Source organism: Priestia aryabhattai (assembly GCF_023715685.1).
In the GTDB taxonomy this organism is placed as follows: domain Bacteria; phylum Bacillota; class Bacilli; order Bacillales; family Bacillaceae_H; genus Priestia; species Priestia aryabhattai_B.
Genome location: NZ_JAMBOQ010000002.1, coordinates 436976 through 459450 on the forward strand (window position 1 = coordinate 436976; position 22475 = coordinate 459450).

The window sequence follows — 22475 nt, forward strand, 5'->3', positions numbered from 1 at the left end:
ACCTACATACTATTCATAACACATGATGGGGGTTAAAACAACAAAAACCCTTTTCGACAGAAGGGTTGTGTGATATAGTATGACAAATCAGAATAAATAAAGAAAAATGGTGAGAAAAAATGAGTCAAAACGAACAATGGACATCAAAACTCGGCTTTATCTTGGCATCTGCCGGTTCAGCAATTGGAATCGGAGCCATTTGGAAACTGCCTTATGTAGCCGGAACAAGCGGAGGAGGGGCCTTTTTTTTACTGTTTATCTTGTTTACAGCAATTATTGGTTTGCCGCTTTTGCTTGCTGAATTTGTACTAGGTAGACATACACAAAAAGAAGCAATTCGTGCTTATGATGCAGTTGCTCCCGGTTCTCTATGGAAAGGAATCGGGTATTTAGGCGTGATCACATGCTTTATTTTATTATCATTCTATAGTGTAGTAGGAGGATGGATTTTACAATATATTTTTGCAAGCGTCACGGGTCAGCTGAATGGAGTAAGTGACTACGGGAGTTTATTTAATTCCACTATTGCTAATCCGATAAGCGCTGTTATATCTCAATTTGTTTTTCTTCTTTTAACAATTGTTGTAGTAGCAAGAGGCATTCAAAATGGTATTGAAAAAGCAAACAAAATTTTAATGCCTGCCCTCTTTATTTTATTTATTATTATTATTATTCGTTCTTTAACATTAGACGGGGCGATGGAAGGCGTATCTTTCTTTTTGTATCCAGATTTTTCAAAGCTTACCTCCCAAACGATTTTGTTTGCAATGGGACAAGCATTCTTTTCGCTTAGCGTAGGCGTTTCGGTTATGGTTACTTATAGTTCGTATCTGTCTAAGCAGCAAAACTTGCCAAAATCAGCTATTTCAATTTCAGCGTTAAATATTTTGATTTCTTTACTAGCAGGACTGGCAATTTTCCCTGCAGTCTTCTCAATGGGCGTAAAGCCGACGGAAGGACCAGGTCTTTTATTTATTGTATTGCCTTCTATTTTTGAACAGCTTCCGTTCGGAATTGTGTTTCAAACTTTCTTTTTGGCGCTGTTTTTATTTGCTACTTTGACATCTGCATTTTCGATGTTAGAAATTATTGTTGCTTCATTAGCCAAAGGAGAGCAGCATAAGCGTATAAAGCTATCTTGGGTTTCGGGCCTACTAATCTTCGTTGTAGGAATACCGTCAGCTCTATCGTATGGTTTATTAAGTGACGTATCAATCTTTGGAAAAAGCATCTTTGACGCTTTTGATTTTCTTGTAAGTAATATCCTTATGCCTCTCGGTGCTCTTTTAATTGCCATCTTTGTTCCTTGGAAGATGAAAAAAGATGTGCTAATTGAAGAATTTAAGCATGGTTCGACGAATGTGAAGCGCTGGTTCTCTTTATGGCTTCTTGCCATTCGATACATCGCACCTGTTTTAATTATCATTGTATTTATTAATATGCTAGGCTTTATCTAACGAAAAAACGCTATTAAAACGCTTGGTTTTAATAGCATTTTTTTGGAGGAAGAGGAGGAGTATGATGCTTGATTTCTTGTATGATATGTTTGTAGGAGCAGGGGTATTTATTTTATTATTAATTCTTTTGCTAGTAGCGAGAACGTCAGGGAAACGCAAGAAATAGGCGGGTATAATTCCCAGTGTAAAAACCCAAAAAAAGACTAACACCACAGAATTAAACTATGATAATATATTATCCTATGAGCATAACCAATGCTCACATATGTTGTGATGAAGCGTTTTTTAGAAAGAGGGATCATCTTGAGTGGAGAAGTTCTTGTCAAGATTTTATCTCAAGCGTATGAACAAAAAAAGACATTACCAATCGTCTCATTCTCGTCTTTTTTTGAACAAAAAAAGGTGGGCTTTCGTTTAAATAACGATGTGTCCGCTGATATCATCTACCATACGCTTACATGTATTCAGAGAAAAACGTGTGTCCAAGATGTGTTAGTGGAAGTACTAAAAGTTGATAGTCCAAACAATGACGGGGCATTTTCTGATTGTGTATATATTTTAGCAAATGGTACAAAACAGCAAGTGAAAGAATGGGTTAACCCCTTACATCCTAAAAGAATTAAACAAGGATATCAGCACGGGACACCCATTGATGCGCCACATTTAAAAAATGACTACCACGTGTTTGCCGTTACTTGGTCATAAGCGTTTAACCCAAAAAACATCCTGCTGTCGCTGCAGGATGTTTTTTGTTAATAAGGATGAGTATCTTTTCCTTTTTCATTAGCTTCTTCTACCGCATCAGCAGCTTTGTTACTTCCTAAGGGTGAACCGCCTTCTTTTGGCAATTTTCCATATGTAGGAGTAATTTCTGTTCCTATTTCAATTTCTAAAGAACCATCGTCATGCATGAAAAGACCGATACCATTTGCTACTCGATTGCCGTAGTCAAAATCACATTGAGTTAAAAGCTCAATCATCTTTGTTTGAACTGTATGGTGACAACATTTTAAGCCGTCTACTAAATTTTGAATAAGCTCATCACGTTCCCAGTCCTCTAGTAAACGATAGCGTTCACCAGCTTGCTTGAAGTCATTTGTACGGTCAATTTTTTCTTTTTTACATTTCCTTCAACATAAGGCTGATGAGGTTTTGGATGATCATGCGCTTCTTGAAGGCCTCCAAGAGAAGAAGGCTCATAATTCACATGCGGGTTCTGACCTGGACCAGCATCTACATGATAGGCCATTTGACCATCGCGTTGATTTGTTGCTACATGCTTTTTCGGTGCATTAATAGGCTTTGTTCCCACCCGGTGACGCTGCGTGTCGGAATAAGAAAACGTTCTTCCTTGCAGCATTTTATCATCAGAAAAATCTAGCCCATCTACAACCACACCTGGACCAAATGTGACTTGCTCCGTTTCAGCAAATACGTTGCTTGGGTTTTTATCTAGGACCATTTACCCGCTGGAAGGAACGGAAACTGGTCTTCCGGCCAAATTTTCGTGTTATCAAGCGGATCGAAATCAAGTTCAGGATGCTCTCCATCTTCCATGATTTGTATACAAAGTTCCCACTCAGGGGAGTTACCACTCTCAATCGCTTCATACAAGTCTTGAGTGGCATGACTTATATTTTTAGCTTGAATTTCTTCTGCTTGCTTTTGGGTCAAATTTTTAATTCCTTGTTTTGGTTCCCAATGGTATTTAACAAGAAACGCATTGCCATATTTGTTTACCCTTTTATATGTATTAACACCGAAACCTTGCATTTGGCGATAGTTAGCAGGTATTTCCCAAGGTAAAAATAAAAAAGTAATCATATGCATAGCCTCAGGTGTATGAGAAATAAAATCAAAAATACGCTCGGTATCTTGACGGTTTGTCACAGGATTGGGCTTAAAACCTTGAATCAAATCAGGGAATTTAATAGCATCGCGAATAAAAAATATTTTAAGGTTATTTCCTACTAAGTCCCAGTTTCCGTCTTCTGTATAGAATTTTACAGCAAACCCCCTTGGGTCTCGCATTGTTTCTGGAGAGTCTTTTCCATGTTTCAAACATAAATAAGACTATTTTTTTCAGATCTCATTTTTTTATTCATTAATATGGAAATAATATAAATTTTTAGAAGAAAAAGTTGTTTTACTGAAGAGGAGAACAAATCCACTAAACGAATAAATGTTAAAAAAGTTTCACATTTCAAAAAAAAATAAATTGTTTTTTTTTGAAATATAAAGATAATGTTACGGGTGATTTTTTACCTATTATTAGTGTAAGAAAAGGAATAATATTGGAATATATTAGCTTTTTTGTCGAACTTATTAAATGTTAAACGACAAGAAACTACGACAATATACACCATACAGCTACGCTACTGTCGTTTTCTGTAACACAAATGTAATATTAGTGATGTTATTTTGTAATAATGTGTTGTTACAATGTAAACGTCTTATAGATTAGTAGATTATGGCATTGGAGGAACCTTTTTTTATGAAAAAGTTGATATATTCGTTAGCGTTATGTGGATCTTTAACAGTAGTACCTACAATTAGTGAAGCTGCTTTAGGAGATGCTACGCTACACCCAGGAACAAGTAATTCGGATGTGAAAGAATTACAGCAAAAATTAAAAAACAAAGGTTATTTTACATATGGTACAACAACAAACTATTATGGTTCAATCACAACTAGCGCAGTAAAGTCGTTTCAGCGTGCAAATGGTTTATCTGCAGATGGTATTGCAGGTCCATCTACATTTAATAAGCTGCTAGGAAGCGGAAGTTCATCAATTAGCTCAAGTTCGTTGTTGCGTGTCGGCTCACGCGGATCAAGCGTCCAATCCTTACAGCAACAGCTGAAAAACAAAGGCTATTTTAAAGGAACTACAACTCAGTACTTCGGCTCAATTACAAAAAATGCAGTCATGGCATTTCAACGTGCAAACGGACTGTCTGTGGACGGAATTGCAGGTCCAGCTACGTTAAGTAAGTTGAAAAATGGCGGTTCTAGCGCTTCAACTGGCGGTTCTAGCAGTACTTCAACAATCTTGCGCCAAGGCATGAGCGGTTCAGCAGTAAGCAGCCTTCAGCAAAAACTTAAAAATAAAGGTTACTTCTCAGCTGGTGTAACAGGCTACTTTGGCTCAATCACAACAAGTGCGGTAAAATCATTTCAACGTGCAAATGGTTTATTAGTAGACGGAGAAGCGGGCCCAGATACGCTTAATAAATTAAATTCAAGCAGCTCAAAACCTTCAACATCAACAGGAAGCAGCACAAGCTCAAGCTCAGCTTCAAAAGTTATTTCATACGGTAAACGTTTTATGGGAACACCTTATGTTTGGGGTGGATCAACGCCGAGCGGATTCGATTGCAGCGGTTTCCTTAACTATGTATACCGCAATGCGGTAGGCGTGAATTTACCGCGTACGGTTGCTGCTATTTATCAAACAGGCACACGTGTAAGTTCACCTCAACCTGGCGATATTGTTTTCTTTGAAACATACAAACCAGGTGCCAGCCATGCAGGTATTTATTTAGGAAATGGCCAATTCTTAAATGCGTCATCTTCTCAAGGTGTAACAATCAGTTCAATGAGCAACTCTTACTGGTCAAAACGTTACTTAGGAGCAAAGCGTTACCTATAAGATTGTAATAAAAAGGAGTAGTTGTAGAACTACTCCTTTTTTCTATGCCTCATAAACGTAAAAGTAGGAAATTTTTGTGCGGTTTGGTATGATAGTTATGGAACAAATAAAAGGAGTGTATAACATGGCTATTGTAGATGTAACCATTATTCCAGTTGGTACGGAAACGCCAAGCGTGAGTCAGTACGTAGCTGATATTCAAAAAGTGTTGGCGAAGCATGAAGATGAAATTACATATCAATTAACCCCTATGAATACATTAATTGAAGGGGAATTAAGCACGCTGCTGCAAATTGTGCAAGAGATGCATGAAGTACCTTTTGAAAATGGTATTCAGCGCGTATGTACAAATTTACGAATTGATGATCGTCGTGATAAAGAAAATCATACGATGGCTGGGAAATTACAATCAGTACAGTCTAAATTAGAAGCGAAATAAATAATATGCACTATAATAAAAAACGCTTGAGTATCCACTCAGGCGTTTTTTTATTATATTTATACTTAATTAGCATGAACAAGAGAAAAAATTTGAAAAGCTACGCGCAGCCGAAGGGTTTCCTCCGACGTATGAATAGGTCTTTTTAATAACTCTTCGCATTTTTCGATTCGATAGATCACCGTGTTTCGGTGAACGAATAACTGTTTAGCAGTCTCTGAGATTTGGCAATTGGAATTTAGATATGTTTCAAGCGTGTCAAGTAAGATGGAGCGATCTTTCTTATCGTACTGCAGCAAACCTTCTAATGTTTGAGAATAGTAATCCTGTAAATCATTTGCCGGAAGCAACCTCAACAGTTCTTTAAACTGTTTTGGCTGATAAAATTGAATAAGCTTCGACTGATCTTTAAAATGGATAGTTTCAAGAGCTTCAACAGCTTCTTTATATGAGTCAGCGATTGTAAGCAGGGATTGGCTTTGGTTTCCAATTCCAAATGACATTCGCTTATCGTAGTGACGGTAAACAGCTTCCTGCAAGCGATGCAAACATTCTATAATCATAGGTTGAGAATGAGGCGTAAACAAAAGAATATAAAGGTTATCGTAGAAAAATAAAACGGCCTCTGTATGACCTGCTGATAACTCATATTGAAGCAGCTCATAAATCATGTCGTCATCGCTGTAAGGCGTGAATGTAGAGTGGATTTTCCCAACGGCGCAAATATAGCTGTTTCCTGCTGATAAGCCCATCATCTGTGCTTGAAAGGAAGCATCTTCAAGCGTTTTATAATAATTATTAACAAGCTGATTAAAAAAATCGTTTTTTCGTCGCCGTTCAGCTTCATACAATGCCTGCTGTCTCATCATTTCGAAAGATAAAACGTTTGTCGCTTGTTCAATCGTTAGAAGAGCTGAATCGGATAAAGAAACTTGGTGTTCAATAAGTAAATAACTGTACTTTCTTGTATGAGTAGCAATCGGAAAAAGCGTAACGGTTTTTTTTGTGTGTAAAAAGGAAAAGGTTGTATATTTTGCCGTTCGTAAAAACAGCTGCTTAGCGCCCGCTACCGCTTCTTCCATCGCAAGCGAAAAAGGTTCGCGTTTGTTTGTATAAAAGAGTTCATGACCATGGGTATCACAAAGGGCAACGTGAGCATTGCATAACGTTTGAATGGACTGCATAATTTTCTCAATGCCTTTTCCTTGTAAGATGTACGAGGAAAATAGCTGATGTGTAACCATCGCTTGCTGAAGCTCGGCTGTTTTTTTATCTAAAATAAAGCTGAGAGATTCGTTAATAACCGCACCTAACGTTTCGTCCGTTTGAAAATCAATGATCGGAAAGTGAAGTTCATCAGCTAGCTGACAAATAGAAGCAGGCACGTGTTCGAAAAAGCGCTTCGTTTTTATGGCCAATCCTGCACATTTCTTTTTAGCCATTCCTTTTACAAGTTTTGCTAAGCTTTCTTCATGTTCTTTGAAGTGATAACCCGTTGTAATTAAAAATTCTCCTTCTTTTAAAAAAGATAAAATATCGGGTGCGTCCATCATATTGACGTTATGTACTTTGCGGGTGACTCCTTTTTGCCCGGCTACTACAGATGCTTTCTCATAAATTGGAATGCGTAAAAGAGTTTGTAGTTCCATTATTCATTACTCCTTTTGTTAAGAATTCTCACATTACCCTGCGCGTATCTTTATCTATCTTTTATTCTATAAGAAAGTTTAGTTAAAATAAATAAAATTTTCAGAAAAAAATGTATAAATTGTTAATGAAGAAGTTTATTCTATCCTGTAAGATGAAATAAATAACATTTAATGTTAGAAAAGATAACGTATATGAAACTTTTCGTATTTAGTGATAGTAGCTAAAAAAAGACTAAATCATTGTAGAAAGTGTTAATGAAAACAATCAGTCATTTTCTTAAAATGAAGATAGCAGGAGGGATAGCAATGGTCGCAGATATGACGGGAAAATCTAAGCTTTGTCAGCAAATCGAAGAAAACATTAGCTGGTTGTCACAGTTTGGGTTAGATGAAAAAGAAGGTGTCACGAGGCTTTTATATACGGAACAGTGGAATGCAGCTCAAAAGGCGTTGGAAGAAAAAATGAAGGGACTTCACCTCAAGACGTATTACGATGATGTAGGAAATTTATTTGGACGTTTGCAAGGAACGGGTCAAGAAAAACAAGTTATTTTAACAGGATCACATATCGACACCGTGATAAACGGAGGAAAATATGACGGGGCGTTTGGTGTTGTGGCAGGTATCATTGCTCTGCAGTATTTACACGAGCATTACGGCTCCCCTACAAAAACATTAGAGGTCGTATCACTTTGTGAAGAAGAAGGCAGCAGATTTCCGCTTACGTATTGGGGATCAGGTAATATGAATGGATTACACAGAAAAAGTGATGCAAAACATGTTATAAATAAAGAAGGGGTTAAGCTTGATGACGAAATGAAGCAGCTTAATTTTGGGAAAGGCCTCCATAGCGAGCCATATCGCACGGACATCGCTTCTTTTGTTGAACTGCATATTGAGCAAGGAAAGCAGCTTGAAATGTCTCATTGCGATATCGGAATTGTTTCTAGTATCGTCGGGCAGAAACGCTTTACAGTATTTGTTAAGGGTGAAAGTAACCATGCGGGCACAACGCCGATGAACATCCGAAAAGATGCATTTTATGTGAGCTGCAGACTTGCTAAAGCATTTATTGAATTGAGTGAAAAATATCATAATGCTTTATATGTAACTGTTGGCAAGGTTACACTTTCTCCAAATGCACCGAATGTAATACCGGGATATGTAGAATTCACCGTAGATATAAGACATCACCAGTATAAGGTTTTGCAAGAAGCAGAACGAGAAATGAAGGAGATTATAAAGCGAACGGCAGGGACTTTAGAAGTAAATATCGACTGCTGGATGGATGAAAAGCCTGTCACCATGAGTGGAGAATTATCTGAACTTTCCAAAATTATTTCCTCGGAAAAGAATATCTCCTCCCGAGAATTAGTAAGCGGTGCAGGACACGACTCGCAAGTATTTGGGCGAAGAGTTCCCACATGTTTGCTATTCGTACCGAGTCATGATGGAATCAGCCATTCCCCAAAGGAATTCACCAAAGGAGAACAGTTAGAAAAAGGAGTAAAGGTCTTAATAGAACTATTATATAAGCTTGCCTACTAGGAGGAATTTGAGATGACCATAACAAAACAGCTTCATACACCGCCACGTACGATTATGACACCCGGACCCGTAGAAGCAGATCCACGCGTATTAAGAGCATTAGGAACACCTATTTTAGGTCAGTTTGACCCCGCATTTACGCACATTATGAACGAAACGATGGAAATGCTTCGTGAACTATTTCAAACCAAAAACAAATGGGCTTTTCCCGTTGATGGAACGTCTAGAGCTGGGATTGAAGCAGTTCTTGCAAGTGTAGTTGAGCCTGGCGATAAAGTATTCGTCCCGATTTTCGGTCGCTTCGGCTATTTATTAACGGAAATTGCCGAGCGCTACGGAGCTGATGTACACAATATTGAATGCGAATGGGGAGAAGTGTTTGACCCTGAGACAGTCATCCGTGAAATAAAAAAAGTAAATCCGAAAATTGTTGCAATGGTTCATGGTGAAACGTCTACAGGAAGAATGCAGCCTCTTAAAGAAATTGGTGCTGCATGCCGCGACCAAGATGTCTTATTTATTGTCGACGCAGTAGCCACTATTGGCGGTACGGATGTAAAAGTAGATGAGTGGAACATTGACGCATTGATTGCAGGCACACAAAAGTGTTTATCTGTTCCGTCTGGCATGGCACCTATTACGTACAATGATCGTATTGAAAAAATTATCATGGAACGTAAAAAAGTTGAAAAAGGAATTGCGACAAAAGCAGATGCTCAAACTGTTCGTCTGCGTCCTAATATTATCAGCAACTATTTTGATTTGAGTCAGCTTCAAGACTATTGGAGTGAGCGCAGGTTAAATCATCATACGGAAGCAACGTCCATGCTCTATGCTTTAAGAGAAGGACTGCGCGTTATTTTAGAAGAAGGATTAGAGGAAAGATTTGCCCGACACCGCCTCCATGAAAAAGCACTTGTAGCCGGTATTAAAGCAATGGGATTGTCTTTATTCGGGGATGAACATTCAAAAGTTCCAACTGTTACTTGTGTTTTAATTCCCCTAGAGATTGACGGAGAGGCAGTTCGTTCTACGCTTCTTGAACAATTTGGGATTGAAATTGCAAGTTCTTTTGGGCCGGTGCACGGAAAAATATGGCGCATCGGTACAATGGGATACAGCTGTCGAAAAGACAACGTTCTATTTACATTGGCCGGTCTTGAAGCAGTGCTTATTCGAAACGGGGCAAGCGTGAATGCAGGTTCTGCTCTGCAAGCAGCATTAGAAGTTTATGAGGAAGAAGTAGCGTTGTCTAGTCTGTAAAGATTCGTTTTATTCATCATATAAAGAAAAGAGGAGATTTTCTATGAGCGAATACTTTTTCACACACCCATATGCATCGCAACGTACGTGTACGTTTGGAAAAAACGGAATGGTAGCAACTAGTCAGCCTCTTGCCGCTCAAGCGGGTCTTGAAATGTTGAAAAAAGGAGGCAATGCGGTAGATGCTGCTATTGCCTCCGCAGCTTGTTTAACGGTTGTAGAACCTACGTCAAATGGAATTGGCGGAGACGCATTTGCTCTTGTGTGGATAAATGAAGAGCTATATGGACTCAACGCGAGCGGTCCTGCTCCTGCTTCTATCTCTATTGAGGCTCTGCATGCCATGGGGATAAAAGAGATGCCGGCTCGCGGTTTTGTTCCTGTTACGGTTCCAGGTGCCCCGAGCGCGTGGGCGGAGCTGTCAAAACGCTTTGGACGGCTGTCGTTAAAAGAAGTGCTGCAGCCTGCTATTTCTTATGCGCAAGAAGGGTTCCCAATCTCCCCAATTTTAGGGTACAATTGGGAACGAGCGTTTGAACGATTTACACACGCGCTAAAAGGTGACGAATATAAGCACTGGTTTGAGACGTTTACCAACAATGGATCAGCTCCTAAAGTAGGGGAAATGTGGCGATCACCAGACCATGCTGCTACGCTGCTTGAAATTGCCGAAACGAATGGAGAATCTTTTTACAGAGGGGATCTAGCTGATAAAATAGCAGCTTTTTCGAAAAGACACGGCGGATTTTTAGCAAAAGAAGATTTAGCAGCTTTTAAAGCAGAGTGGGTGAAGCCGATTTCAACTTCTTACCGAGGATATGATGTGTGGGAAATTCCCCCTAACGGCCAAGGCCTTATTGCACTTTTAGCTTTAAATACGCTAAAAGGCTTTTCTTTCGATGCCAAAGATTCTGTCGATACATACCACAAGCAAATTGAAGCCATGAAGCTAGCGTTTGCAGATGGACAAAAATTCATTACAGATGCTGATAAAATGACAGTAGCAGTTGAAGGTTTGTTGAATGATTCTTATGCACACAAGCGCAGAGAGCTGATTGGTGAAAAAGCGCTTATTCCCGAAGCCGGACAGCCGTCTCATAGCGGTACTATCTATTTAGCGACAGCTGATAGAGAAGGAAACATGGTATCATTCATTCAAAGTAATTACATGGATTTTGGCTCAGGACTAGTCGTACCTAATACAGGCATATGCCTGCAAAACCGTGGGCATAATTTTTCGTTAGATTCTAGGCACCATAACCGGTTAGAGCCTGGGAAACGAACCTACCATACCATTATTCCTGGATTTTTAACAAAGAATAAAAGGGCTGTAGGTCCATTCGGTGTAATGGGTAAATTTATGCAGCCGCAAGGACATGTGCAAGTCGTCATGAATATGATCGATTTCCATCTAAATCCTCAGGCAGCTTTAGATGCACCAAGATGGCAGTGGATTGAACATAAAAAGGTTCTTGTGGAAAAAGAAATGCCTTCACATATTGTAGAAGCATTAGAACGCAAAGGGCATGATATTCATGTGGCTACGAGCAGACATACGTTTGGAAGAGGGCAGATTATTTTAAGAGATGAACAAACCGGTGTATTATACGGTGGCACAGAAGCGCGAACAGACGGAGCGGTCGTTGCTTATTAGATCACAGAGAAAGGAGCGCGAGAAATGCGACAATTGGATATTTTTATAGCGTTTTTTCGCTCAGGTATGCTCGGCTACGGAGGAGGACCTTCAGCTATTCCACTTGTTAAAAAAGAAGTGGTCGATACGTACAAGTGGATGGATGACGATGAATTTGGCGATTTGTTAGCAATCGCCAATACGCTGCCTGGGCCTATTGCTACAAAGCTGGCTGGATACATCGGCTATCGAGTCGGCGGCATTTTGGGTCTCGGGACAGCTTTATTTGCAGCCGTCATTCCAACCGTTTTTTTAATGGTATTGCTGTTGACAACTTTAACGCAATTTAAAGATCAGCCGTGGGTTATGGGCATGACAAAAGCAGTTGTCCCTGTAGTAGGAGTTATGCTCGCGGTTATGACGTGGGACTTTTTTAAAAAATCAACGTCTGGTTTAGGGTGGACTCCAGCTATTATCTTATTGATTATTAGTTTAGGGCTAATGGAATTTGCACATATCCATCCAGCAGTCATTATTATTGTTCTTATGGCAGCAGCTTGGATTCCGCTAAAACGAAAAGGAAAAAAAGGCGAAAGTGCTGAGCACAAGCAGAAGAGGGAATCGGTATGATTTATATTCAGCTATTTATGGCGTTTTTTGTTTCAAATATTTTAGGCTATGGAGGCGGACCTGCGTCGATTCCGCTTATTCAAAAAGAAGTCGTGGATCACTATCATTGGCTTACGGTCAAAGAGTTTAGTGAAATGCTAGCAATTGGAAATGCGCTGCCGGGTCCGATTGCAACAAAAATGGCGGGGTTTATCGGATATCAACAGGCAGGGATTTTAGGCTCGGTGGTTGCTCTTTTTGCAACGATTGCTCCGTCGGTTTTACTTTTAGTTATTTTACTTCGAATATTATTTAAGTATAAAGATTCGCCAAATGTCAAGAAAATGACGAACTACATTCGTCCTGTGATCGCCATTTTACTGGGCTTGATGGCATATGAATTTTTTATGAATTCATACAGTGATTCAGGTATATGGCAAACTCTATTTTTAGTAGCAGCCAGCTTTCTTTTATTGGAAAAATTGCGTGTGCATCCAGCGTTCGTTATTGTTGGAGCACTCGTATACGGAGCTGTTTTTCTTGCTTGAATGAAGCTCTCAAATGATGAGAGTTTTTTTTTGTAAAAGAGACGAAAAGAGGGAGAGCGATGGTTGAAAAAGCAGTATTAGAAAACGTGCAGGATCTGGTTAACTTGCGAATTTTGCTCATGAAAGAACTAGGAGAATTAAACGAGAATGAGTAGCTGTTTCGAAAAGCTACAGAAGAATATTTTACTGCAAATATAAATAATCCAAATAGCTATACGGCTATTTTAAAAGCTGATGGAGAAATCGTATCAGCAGGAAGCATCGTCTTTTTTATACGTCCGCCTTCACCGAGTAACCTTGAAGGAAAAGAAGCATATGTTATGAACATGTATACAGCTTTTGATTACCGAAAGCAAGGTTATTCTTCAGCTATTTTAAAGCATTTGATGCAGTACTGCCAAAAAAGTGGTGTGAATCGAATATGGTTAAGTACTTCTTCGGCGGGAAAATGCCTATATCAAAAACACGGATTTATTGAATATGAATCTGAAATGGAATACACGTTTGAAAAAAATTAGAGTGGCAAAACTCTTGATAGAGCTGGGTTTGAAGGAGAAATGGTTTTTAAAAAATAAAAAAAATTAATAAAAAGTGTTGACGAAGATAAAAAAACCATTCATAATACAAATCAACATCACACAACATTACACACAACTTGGAAGCGACAAACAGTTTCAAACGATTGGAACTGATTATCCAAGTACACATACATAGTCAATACTGAGCGTTGATAGGAGCACTAGTAGAAAAAATTTCCCTGTATCAGAGAGCTGACGGTTGCTGCGAGTCAGAACAAAAATTTTTTCGAAGTACATTCCTTGAGCATCTTTTCCGAGCAGGAAAAGACGGCCTAGCCGTTATTTTAATGAAGAGGCAAGCGAAATGCTTGCAACTAGGGTGGTACCGCGAATTTTCGTCCCTACTGACTCTTAAGAAAAATCTTAAGGGTGAGTAGGGACTTTTTGTATTTCGGTCCATTATAATTTTATATCCATTACAAGCGATGAAAAGAGCATAGTAGCAAAATCTTCCCTGTATCAGAGAGCTGATGGTTGGTGTGAATCAGTACAAAAGAGATTGCGAATTACATTCTTGGAGCTTTCTTTTGGCGATAGTCAAAAGCGGCAATAGCCGTTATCTTAATGAAGAGGCAAGCAATGCTTGCAATTAGGGTGGTACCGCGATCAATTCGTCCCTACTGATACAGTCAGTAGGGACTTTTTGTATATCCGCATAAGCGGCTGTGTAGGTGTAAAACGGATTTTTAAATACAAACTAAACGAGAAGATCCGTTCAAGGTTATAAAATCAAAGGAGGATTTTTAAAATGACAAAATCACTAGAACAATTACGAGGACAAATCGACGAAATAAATTTAGAAATTTTAGAATTATTAAATAAACGCGGTGAAATTGCACAAGAAATCGGAAAAGTAAAAGGTACACAAGGTGTGAATCGCTTTGATCCAGTTCGTGAACGTAAATCATTAGATCAAATCTTAGCTAACCATAATGGGCCATTCGAAGCTTCAACAATTCAGCATATTTTCAAAGAAATTTTCAAAGCAAGCTTAGAGCTTCAAGAAGACGATCACCGTAAAGCACTTCTTGTATCTCGCAAAAAGAAATCAGAAGATACAATTGTTGACATCAACGGCACAAAAGTAGGTCCTGGAAACTTAGAATTCGTAATGGGACCATGTGCAGTAGAAAGCTACGAACAAGTAAAAGAAGTGGGCTTAGCGCTTAAAGAACAAGGCATTACATTAATGCGCGGCGGAGCGTTCAAACCACGTACATCACCTTACGATTTCCAAGGTCTTGGAGTGGAAGGATTGAAAATTTTACGTCAAGTAGGAGATGAGCTAGGTCTATCAATTATCAGTGAAATTGTTTCTCCTCAAGATATTGAAACAGCTCTAGACTACGTAGATGTGATTCAAATTGGTGCACGTAACATGCAAAACTTCGAGCTATTAAAAGCTGCAGGTTCTGTAGACAAACCGATTCTTTTAAAACGTGGATTAGCAGCAACAATTGAAGAATTCATTAACGCCGCTGAATACATTATGTCTCGCGGAAATGGAAACATTATTCTTTGTGAACGCGGTATCCGCACATACGAGCGTGCAACACGCAACACATTAGATATCTCAGCTGTTCCAATCTTGAAAAAAGAAACGCATTTACCAGTTGTAGTAGACGTAACGCATTCAACAGGACGCAAAGACTTACTATTACCATGTGCAAAAGCAGCGATTGCTATCGGCGCAGATGCTGTAATGGCAGAAGTTCATCCAGACCCAGCGGTAGCATTATCAGATTCAGCACAGCAAATGAACATTCCTGAATTCCACAAATTCATGGAAGAATTAAAAGGTGCAGCAGTAAAATTATCTTAATTTCATAGTGATACAGAGATAAGAAACTAGTAGCAAACATTTCCCTGTTTCAGAGAGCTGACGGTTGGTGAAAGTCAGTACAAAAATGTGAGCGAATTACACTCTTTGAGTACTCTTTTACAGAGCGGTCAGCGGATCGTTAACAATTTGAGGTGGCAAGTAATGTTTGCAACTAGGGTGGTATCGCGAGAAAAACTCGTCCCTATGACGTAGGGGCGAGTTTTTTATTTTTATAACAGAAAGGAATTGATAATATGAGATATTTAACAGCAGGAGAATCGCACGGTCCTCAATTAACAGCGATTATTGAAGGAGTGCCGGCAGGGCTTGAATTAACAGCCGAACATATTAATGAAGATTTAGCAAGAAGACAAAAGGGACATGGACGCGGACGCCGCATGCAGATTGAAAAAGATCAAGTTCAGATTAAAGGAGGGGTTCGCCACGGTGAGACGCTTGGTTCACCCATTGCTTTAGTTGTTGAAAACAAAGATTTTACTCACTGGAGAAATATTATGGGTGCTGATCCAGTTGATCATGATGAAGAAGTAAAGCGACAAATTACAAAACCTCGTCCAGGTCATGCGGATTTAAATGGAGCGATTAAATACGGTCACAGAGATATGCGAAACGTATTAGAACGTTCATCTGCTCGTGAAACGACGGTACGAGTAGCCACAGGCGCAGTTGCCAAACAAGTACTAAAAGCTGTAGGAGTAAATATTGCGTGTCACGTGCTTGAAATCGGCGGTGTGAAAGCTGAAAAAACGGCATATGAGTCGCTAACAGAACTTCAGGAAAAAACAGAAGCGTCACCTGTTCGCTGCTTAGATGAAGAAGCGGGACAGAAGATGATGAAAGCAATCGATGATGCAAAAGAAAATGGAGACAGCATTGGTGGCGTAGTGGAAGTAGTAGTAGAAGGAATGCCTACTGCAGTGGGAAGTTACGTGCACTATGATCGTAAATTAGATTCAAAGCTAGCTGCTGCTATTATGAGCATTAACGCGTTTAAAGGTGTTGAAATCGGCGTAGGTTTTGAAGCAGCTCGCAGACCGGGAAGTGAAGTCCATGATGAAATTCTATGGGATGAACAAAACGGCTATACGCGTAAAACGAACAATGCAGGAGGTTTAGAAGGAGGCATGACAACGGGGATGCCGATTGTTGTGAGAGGCGTCATGAAACCTATTCCTACCTTATATAAGCCGCTGCAAAGTGTAGATATTGATACAAAAGAGCCGTTTGCTGCAAGTATTGAACGCTCAGACAGCTGTGCAGTACCGGCGGCGGCTGTTGTAGCAGAATCAGTGATTGCTTGGGAACTAGCATCTGCTATTATCGATCAATTTGGGGCAGATCGAATTCAGTTAATTCAAGAAAATGTAAAAAAACATGAAGAATACGCAAAGCAATTTTAATGAATAGAGGAGAATGAAAGGTGAAAATACGTGTATTACTTATTGGCGTTGGCCTTATTGGAGGATCATTAGCGCTAGCTATGAAGAAGCATCGTCACGTAACAGTCGTTGGAGCTGATATCAATACAAATGAAGTACAATTAGCCAACCAGCTAGGTATCGTTGATTATGTAGCTGAAGATATAAAAGCAGAAGCAGCCCAAGCAGATTATATCGTGCTTGCTACTCCAGTAGAGTACACGACAGCATGGATACACGACCTTTCTACTTGGAAGCTTAAAGAAACGGTTATCGTAACGGATGTCGGAAGTACCAAAGGTGAAATTATGAAAGCAGCCCAAGGGCTGAATAAGAAACGTATTTCATTTATTGGTGGGCATCCGATGGCTGGTTCTCATACGAGCGGTGCAGTCAATGCACGAGCGGATTTATTTTGTTCGGCGCGCTATATCTTAACGCCGTTTGAAAATGAGCAAAAAGAAAAAATAGATGCGCTTATGCATTTGCTAGAGCCTACGGGTGCACAATTTATACCGCTTGATGCAGCTACTCATGACCAAATCACCGGAGTTGTCAGTCATTTACCTCATGTGATTGCGACCAGTCTTGTAAGACAAGTAAAAGGATATTCAGCAAATAATCATCTTGTCACAGAAATGGCAGCAGGCGGTTTTCGAGATATTACCAGAATTGCTTCAAGCAATCCCCATATGTGGAGAGACATATTAAAGCAAAACCGTTCTATGCTTTTAACATTGCTTGATGACTGGATGAAAGAAATGGAACAAGTAAAACTATTAGTAGAAAAAGGTGACGGACACGAGTTATTTGATTACTTTTCAGATGCCAAAGAATTTCGTGATTCGCTTCCCGCATAAAAGGAGAGACAGATTGTGACAGTAAAAGCTTTACGAGGAACCATTCAAATTCCAGGAGATAAATCCATTTCTCACCGTTCCGTTATGTTCGGTTCAATTGCAGAAGGAACAACAACGATTAACGGATTTTTGCCAGGAGATGATTGCCTTAGCACCATTTCTTGCTTTCAAAAACTAGGTGTGGATATTCAAATGATTGATGAACAAAGCGTCGTGGTAAAAGGAAAAGGTATACAAGCTCTAAAAGAGCCATCTGATATTTTAGATGTCGGAAATTCAGGCACAACGATTCGCCTCATGATGGGGATTTTAGCAAATACACCCTTTCATTCAACATTGATTGGAGACGAATCTATTGCCAAACGCCCCATGAAGCGTGTGACTGGTCCGCTTCGTGATATGAATATTCATTTAGATGGCCGAGGAGACGCTAATTTTACACCGCTTGTTATTCGAGGTGGGAATGCAAAAGGTATACACTATACATCTCCAGTTGCAAGCGCACAAGTGAAATCAGCTATTTTACTTGCTGGACTACAAGCAAAAGGAACAACTTCTGTAACGGAACCGGCGAAATCGCGAGACCATACAGAACGTATGCTAGAGGCATTTGGCGTTAAAGTGGAAGAAGAAGGATTAACGGTTTCAATTGAAGGCGGTCAAACGTTAAGAGGAACGCATATAGAAGTGCCTGGCGATATTTCCTCAGCAGCATTCTTTTTAGTAGCGGGAGCTATTATTGCAAACAGTCGCATTGAAATTCAAAAAGTTGGGATGAATCCGACTCGAACAGGTATTTTAGATGTACTTTTAAATATGGGCGCTTCTATCGAGATGGTCAAAGAAACAAAAGAAACAGCAGAGCCTTATGCAGATTTAGTTGTAGAAGCTTCTCACTTAAAAGGTACGGAAGTAGGAGGAGACTTAATTCCACGCCTAATTGACGAAATTCCAATTATTGCACTAGCAGCCACACAAGCAGCAGGAATAACGGTTATTAAAGATGCAGCAGAGTTAAAAGTCAAAGAAACAAACCGTATTGATACGGTAGTGAATGAGTTAACGAAAATGGGAGCTAACATTGAAGCAACGGAAGATGGAATGATTATTCAAGGAGGTACAAAACTTCACGGGGCAAATGTAAACAGCCACGGAGATCACCGTATCGGTATGATGCTCGCTGTTGCCTCTTGTATTGCAGAAGGGGAAACAATTATTGAAAATCGTGACGCGGTATCCGTCTCTTACCCGCAATTTTTTGCTCACTTAGAGTCTTTACAGCAGTGAATTCCCTTATTATGTTAAAATAGCAGTTTGAAAGTTATAAGGAATTTATAAAATTAAAACCAATGACTCTATATTTCGTCGCTGAAATCCGATATAATCATTACAACACCTCTAGTATTAAATAGAATTTGGTGAATGATTATGTTTTTGATGATTGTCTACATCGGGGCCATTTTATTTTTCATAAAAATGTTTATGGATCGAGATTTTATTTGGTTTTTGTTTCTATTGCCATTTTTGATGTTTGTTGTGTTTTTCGAAACAGACTATCTTGATCATGTCCCTGAATCTGGAAGGTTAATAATCTTTACATTTTCTTTTTTAGTCATTTATGCGATGGTTTTGGTGTATAATCGATACTTTAGAAAAGAAGAATGTAAAGAGTAAATTCAAATGTGAATCCGTTGATTGATAAGGATAAAAAAAGCATGCCCTACGGCGTGCTTTTTTTATCGTTTGAATTTACATCCACTGGTGTAAGCGGCTTTTTAGCAGGGCCTTCTACCACAGATCCGTCGTAAGAGAAACGAGAACCGTGACAAGGGCAGTCCCACGTGCGGTCACCAGCGTTCCAATTTACCTCACACCCTAAATGCGTGCATGTAGTATCCACACAGTGAAGCTTTCCTTGAGGATCTTTATAAGCGCCTGTACGTTTGCTGTTTACATATACGACCGACCCTTCATCATTTTGAAGCTGATCCAGTCCTTTTTCAGGCATTGAAAACTTACCGGTAATAAAGTGTTCAGCCACATCAAGATTTTGACGAAAGAAATGCTTAAGGCTAGGGTCCGCATAAAAACGAGACGGATTATACAACTCTGCATATGGGTTGTCTTTTCCGGTTATTGCATCCCGAATAATATGTGCTGCAATGGTGCTATGGGTCATCCCCCATTTTTTAAATCCAGTGGCAATAAAGATATTCGGCTTGCTTTCTTTAATGGGACCGATATATGGAATTTTATCAAGCGTAAATAAATCTTGTGCAGACCATTTGTAACGAAAATGTTGAACAGTAAAATTTTCTTCGGCGAACCTTTGAAGAGACTCATAGTGGAACATGGTATTAATTCCTTGTCCAGCTTTGTGGCCTTCTCCACCAATTAAGATGAGTTCTTCTCCCTCAACTTTTGTTGACCGCAGTGAATGAGTAGGCTGATCGGCACTTAAATACATGCCTCCAGGGTAAGCTTGTTCCACTTTTGCTGCTAACACATACGAACGTTTGGCATACATGCGCGTATAGTAAAAGCCCGCTCCATCATAAAATGGAAAGTGTGAACACGCCACTACATATTTACAAGAAATTCGGTGTCCGTCTCTTGTGACGACGGTGGGCGATGTGCTTTCTTCTACATTCGTTGCTACGGTGTTTTCAAAAATCAGTCCGCCGCTTTCTGTGAATTTTTTTACTAAATGAAGCAGATATTTTAACGGATGAAACTGAGCTTGATCTTTCATAATAGCTGCTGCCCTAATATCAAAATTAAAAGGAAGCTCTGTTGCAAATTCACATGGAATATGTAATCGCTGATAGGCTCGAAATTCTTTACGAACTCGATGATCAAACTCCAGCGTTTCTCCGTATAAATAAGCATCTTGTACGGAAAAATCACAGTCAATGTTTTCCGTTTGAATTAAGTTTTTCATAAACTGCAGAGCTTGTTCGTTTGCTTTATAATACAGCAGCGTTTTTTCTTCGCCAATGTGTGAAAGCAGCTCATCGTAGATAACATCATGCTGAGCTGTAATCTTTGCTGTTGTGTGACCGGTTGTACCATTTAAAATGTTATCAGCTTCAATTAACGCCACGTTCAGTCCTTCTTTTTGTAATAAATAAGCCGTTGTAATACCGCTAATACCGCCTCCTACTACTACAACATCAACTTTTCGATTTTCTGAAAGAGATGGGTATGTTGGAAACTTTAAATGATCGCGCCAGTAGGGCTCAGTATCCTTTGGGATATTTGCCAATTTATTCACCTCCATATGATAAGTCTTATTTTTACCATAGTTTTCTAAAAAATGTATACAAAATAAAGGAATCTACTCTAATAGCATCTCTTTGCTATATCTATTTAAACAAAAGGAGGGGAAAAGAGTGATTACAATCAGCATTTGTATGATTTTTAAGAACGAAGAAGAGGTTAAACGAAAACATACGTTCTTCAAGATTCCTCTTTTTCAACGTGGCTTCCGCACCTGCAGCTTGCCGTTTGCTACGATAGAATTGGTGAATAAAAAGCAGAGTATGAAATATAAAGGTTACAGATTTAAACATGCAGAGCAATAAATTCATATAAATGATAGGAAGCATCATATAATAAAAGTATAGAGGATTAATTCGGCAAATGGTATTTAAACATCAAGGTCCAAATAAAAGGGCAAACGGCATGTTTGTCCTTTTTTCATGATTATAGTGACAATTTTCATATATAGTAATAAAGTATATATATAGCAAAAAAATCCCAAATTTCAAGAATATAAAAAAACGGCTTAAAACCAAAACAAGTTGTACTCTTAGAGTATGTAGAACGTGCAAAAAAACTAAATAATATGTAGTATTGTAATACAGGACGTAATTGGGAAGAAAAATGAAAACGTTGACAAAAAGAGGAGGGGTACCATGTTGGGTTCACTACCTAATGTTATAAATACGTCAACGCTTGTGTCTTCAAGTGAACAACAAGAAGCGTCATCTGAATCATTTAAAACATATACTCATAAAGGAAAAAAATTCAAGGTCTATTTACCTAAATCCTATCATATTTTAAAATCTTACCCACTAATGGTTATGCTGCATGGATGTACACAAAATGCAGATGATTTTGCTATAGGTACGCAAATGAATGAGCTCGCCGACGAAAAGGAATTTATTGTCGTATACCCACAGCAGTCTTCTAACTCAAATATGAATAAATGCTGGAATTGGTTTGAACCTCTTCATCAAATTAGAGGGTTCGGAGAGCCAGCAATTATTGCAGGGATTGTAAAAAAAGTCCAAAACATGCACTTTATTCAGAAAAATAAAGTGTTTATTGCCGGTCTGTCAGCAGGAGGAGCAATGAGCATCGTTATGGGAGTAACGTATCCAGAACTGTTTGCTGGAATAGGTGTATCCGCAGGTATCGAATATCAGGCGGCTCTTAACGTATTTAATGCGTATTCTGTCATGGCCAGTAAAGGTCCTTCCCCTGTTAAACAAGGGAGAATTGCTTATCAACAAATGGGAAAACGGGCAAAGCCACTGCCGCTCATTGTATTTCATGGCAACGCTGATTCTACGGTAAATGTAGCCAATGCAGATCAAGTTGTTCATCAGTGGATTACAACTAATAATCTTGCTTATAACGGAAAAATAGATGGATGGATTCAGGATAGCCCGGTTAAAACGAGAGAAGAAAAAATTCTCTTTGGACGGGATTATACAACATATCGCTACGAAAGCAGTAAGGGAGAATTGGCTATTGATAAATATATTATCAATGGAATGGGGCATGCATGGTCAGGAGGAAATTCAGCGGGCAGCTATACAGATCCAAAAGGCCCCAATGCTAGCCGAATCATGTGGGACTTTTTTATGAGTCAAAAAATATAAACAGAGCATATAATGAGGTTCAGTTGCGTTCTTATCGCAGAGAAGAAGAGCTGAAAGTAGCTCTTCCGGCCCTTATTAGTATACGGAAGCAG

18 protein-coding genes, 1 pseudogene and 3 other annotated features are annotated in these 22475 nt (G+C 39.2%); of the genes and pseudogenes, 16 read left to right on the forward strand and 3 right to left on the reverse strand.

Annotated features, from left to right (window positions below; translation table 11 throughout):
- The first annotated feature begins 119 nt into the window (after nt 1-119).
- On the forward strand, nt 120-1457 hold the full coding sequence (locus tag M3225_RS09115) for a sodium-dependent transporter (protein ID WP_251392758.1): 1338 nt from the start codon (nt 120-122) through the stop codon (nt 1455-1457).
- 303 nt (nt 1458-1760) lie between these two features.
- Nucleotides 1761-2162 carry a hypothetical protein gene (locus M3225_RS09120; protein ID WP_251392760.1) on the forward strand — a complete coding sequence of 134 codons (402 nt, stop codon included), beginning with the start codon at nt 1761-1763 and terminating at the stop codon, nt 2160-2162.
- 47 nt (nt 2163-2209) lie between these two features.
- Here the strand turns inward: M3225_RS09120 and M3225_RS09125 are convergent.
- Nucleotides 2210-3512, reverse strand: a pseudogene (locus M3225_RS09125) (catalase); the annotation flags it as partial.
- 439 nt (nt 3513-3951) lie between these two features.
- Here M3225_RS09125 and M3225_RS09135 point away from each other — a divergent pair.
- Together M3225_RS09135 and M3225_RS09140 are read left to right on the forward strand one after the other, a co-directional pair.
- Complete coding sequence (locus tag M3225_RS09135; protein ID WP_285885344.1) at nt 3952-5106, forward strand: C40 family peptidase; 1155 nt, start codon at nt 3952-3954, stop codon at nt 5104-5106.
- A 124-nt stretch (nt 5107-5230) separates the two neighbouring features.
- A complete protein-coding gene (locus tag M3225_RS09140; RefSeq protein WP_251392762.1) occupies nt 5231-5545 on the forward strand; it encodes an MTH1187 family thiamine-binding protein in 315 nt (104 codons plus the stop codon).
- A 65-nt stretch (nt 5546-5610) separates the two neighbouring features.
- On the opposite strand, the gene M3225_RS09145 is transcribed toward M3225_RS09140, so the two are convergent.
- Complete coding sequence (locus tag M3225_RS09145) at nt 5611-7194, reverse strand: PucR family transcriptional regulator (protein ID WP_251392764.1); 1584 nt, start codon at nt 7192-7194, stop codon at nt 5611-5613.
- Nucleotides 7195-7500: 306 nt separating this feature from the next.
- Here M3225_RS09145 and allC point away from each other — a divergent pair, with 306 nt between their 5' ends.
- The 10 genes from allC to aroA all read left to right on the forward strand — a co-directional run bounded on the left by allC (nt 7501) and on the right by aroA (nt 18781).
- Nucleotides 7501-8742 carry an allantoate deiminase gene (allC, locus tag M3225_RS09150; protein ID WP_251392766.1) on the forward strand — a complete coding sequence of 414 codons (1242 nt, stop codon included), beginning with the start codon at nt 7501-7503 and terminating at the stop codon, nt 8740-8742.
- Nucleotides 8743-8754: 12 nt separating this feature from the next.
- Nucleotides 8755-10005, forward strand: coding sequence for a pyridoxal-phosphate-dependent aminotransferase family protein (locus M3225_RS09155; RefSeq protein WP_251392768.1), 1251 nt, complete (start codon nt 8755-8757; stop codon nt 10003-10005).
- Between the two features lie 43 nt (nt 10006-10048).
- Nucleotides 10049-11659, forward strand: a complete 1611-nt coding sequence (gene ggt, locus M3225_RS09160; protein ID WP_251392770.1) for a gamma-glutamyltransferase — start codon at nt 10049-10051, stop codon at nt 11657-11659.
- A 24-nt stretch (nt 11660-11683) separates the two neighbouring features.
- Nucleotides 11684-12268 carry a chromate transporter gene (locus M3225_RS09165; protein WP_013057701.1) on the forward strand — a complete coding sequence of 195 codons (585 nt, stop codon included), beginning with the start codon at nt 11684-11686 and terminating at the stop codon, nt 12266-12268.
- Nucleotides 12265-12795, forward strand: a complete 531-nt coding sequence (locus M3225_RS09170) for a chromate transporter (RefSeq protein ID WP_251392772.1) — start codon at nt 12265-12267, stop codon at nt 12793-12795. The genes M3225_RS09165 and M3225_RS09170 overlap by 4 nt, the downstream gene beginning before the upstream one ends.
- A gap of 155 nt (nt 12796-12950) precedes the next feature.
- The gene (locus M3225_RS09175; RefSeq protein WP_285885530.1) at nt 12951-13313 is read left to right on the forward strand and encodes a GNAT family N-acetyltransferase; all 363 of its coding nucleotides are present in this window, start codon (nt 12951-12953) and stop codon (nt 13311-13313) included.
- Between the two features lie 200 nt (nt 13314-13513).
- Nucleotides 13514-13719 (forward strand) — a binding site (T-box leader).
- Between the two features lie 70 nt (nt 13720-13789).
- Nucleotides 13790-13995: a binding site (T-box leader), on the forward strand.
- A gap of 126 nt (nt 13996-14121) precedes the next feature.
- Nucleotides 14122-15195, forward strand: coding sequence for a bifunctional 3-deoxy-7-phosphoheptulonate synthase/chorismate mutase (locus M3225_RS09180; RefSeq protein ID WP_013057698.1), 1074 nt, complete (start codon nt 14122-14124; stop codon nt 15193-15195).
- Nucleotides 15196-15201: 6 nt separating this feature from the next.
- Nucleotides 15202-15402, forward strand: a binding site (T-box leader).
- A gap of 47 nt (nt 15403-15449) precedes the next feature.
- On the forward strand, nt 15450-16616 hold the full coding sequence (gene aroC / locus M3225_RS09185) for a chorismate synthase (RefSeq protein ID WP_013057697.1): 1167 nt from the start codon (nt 15450-15452) through the stop codon (nt 16614-16616).
- Nucleotides 16617-16636: 20 nt separating this feature from the next.
- The gene (locus M3225_RS09190) at nt 16637-17494 is read left to right on the forward strand and encodes a prephenate dehydrogenase (protein ID WP_251392774.1); all 858 of its coding nucleotides are present in this window, start codon (nt 16637-16639) and stop codon (nt 17492-17494) included.
- Nucleotides 17495-17509: 15 nt separating this feature from the next.
- Nucleotides 17510-18781, forward strand: coding sequence for a 3-phosphoshikimate 1-carboxyvinyltransferase (gene aroA, locus M3225_RS09195; RefSeq protein ID WP_251392776.1), 1272 nt, complete (start codon nt 17510-17512; stop codon nt 18779-18781).
- Nucleotides 18782-19214: 433 nt separating this feature from the next.
- Here the strand turns inward: aroA and M3225_RS09200 are convergent, their stop codons facing one another.
- The gene (locus M3225_RS09200; protein WP_251392778.1) at nt 19215-20759 is read right to left on the reverse strand and encodes an FAD-dependent oxidoreductase; all 1545 of its coding nucleotides are present in this window, start codon (nt 20757-20759) and stop codon (nt 19215-19217) included.
- Nucleotides 20760-20886: 127 nt separating this feature from the next.
- Between M3225_RS09200 and M3225_RS09205 the strand changes: the two genes are divergently transcribed.
- Together M3225_RS09205 and M3225_RS09210 are read left to right on the forward strand one after the other, a co-directional pair.
- Entirely contained in the window at nt 20887-21078 is a 192-nt protein-coding gene (locus tag M3225_RS09205; protein WP_251392780.1) for a hypothetical protein, read from the forward strand.
- A 333-nt stretch (nt 21079-21411) separates the two neighbouring features.
- Complete coding sequence (locus tag M3225_RS09210) at nt 21412-22383, forward strand: extracellular catalytic domain type 1 short-chain-length polyhydroxyalkanoate depolymerase (RefSeq protein WP_251392782.1); 972 nt, start codon at nt 21412-21414, stop codon at nt 22381-22383.
- The last annotated feature ends 92 nt before the right edge of the window (nt 22384-22475 follow it).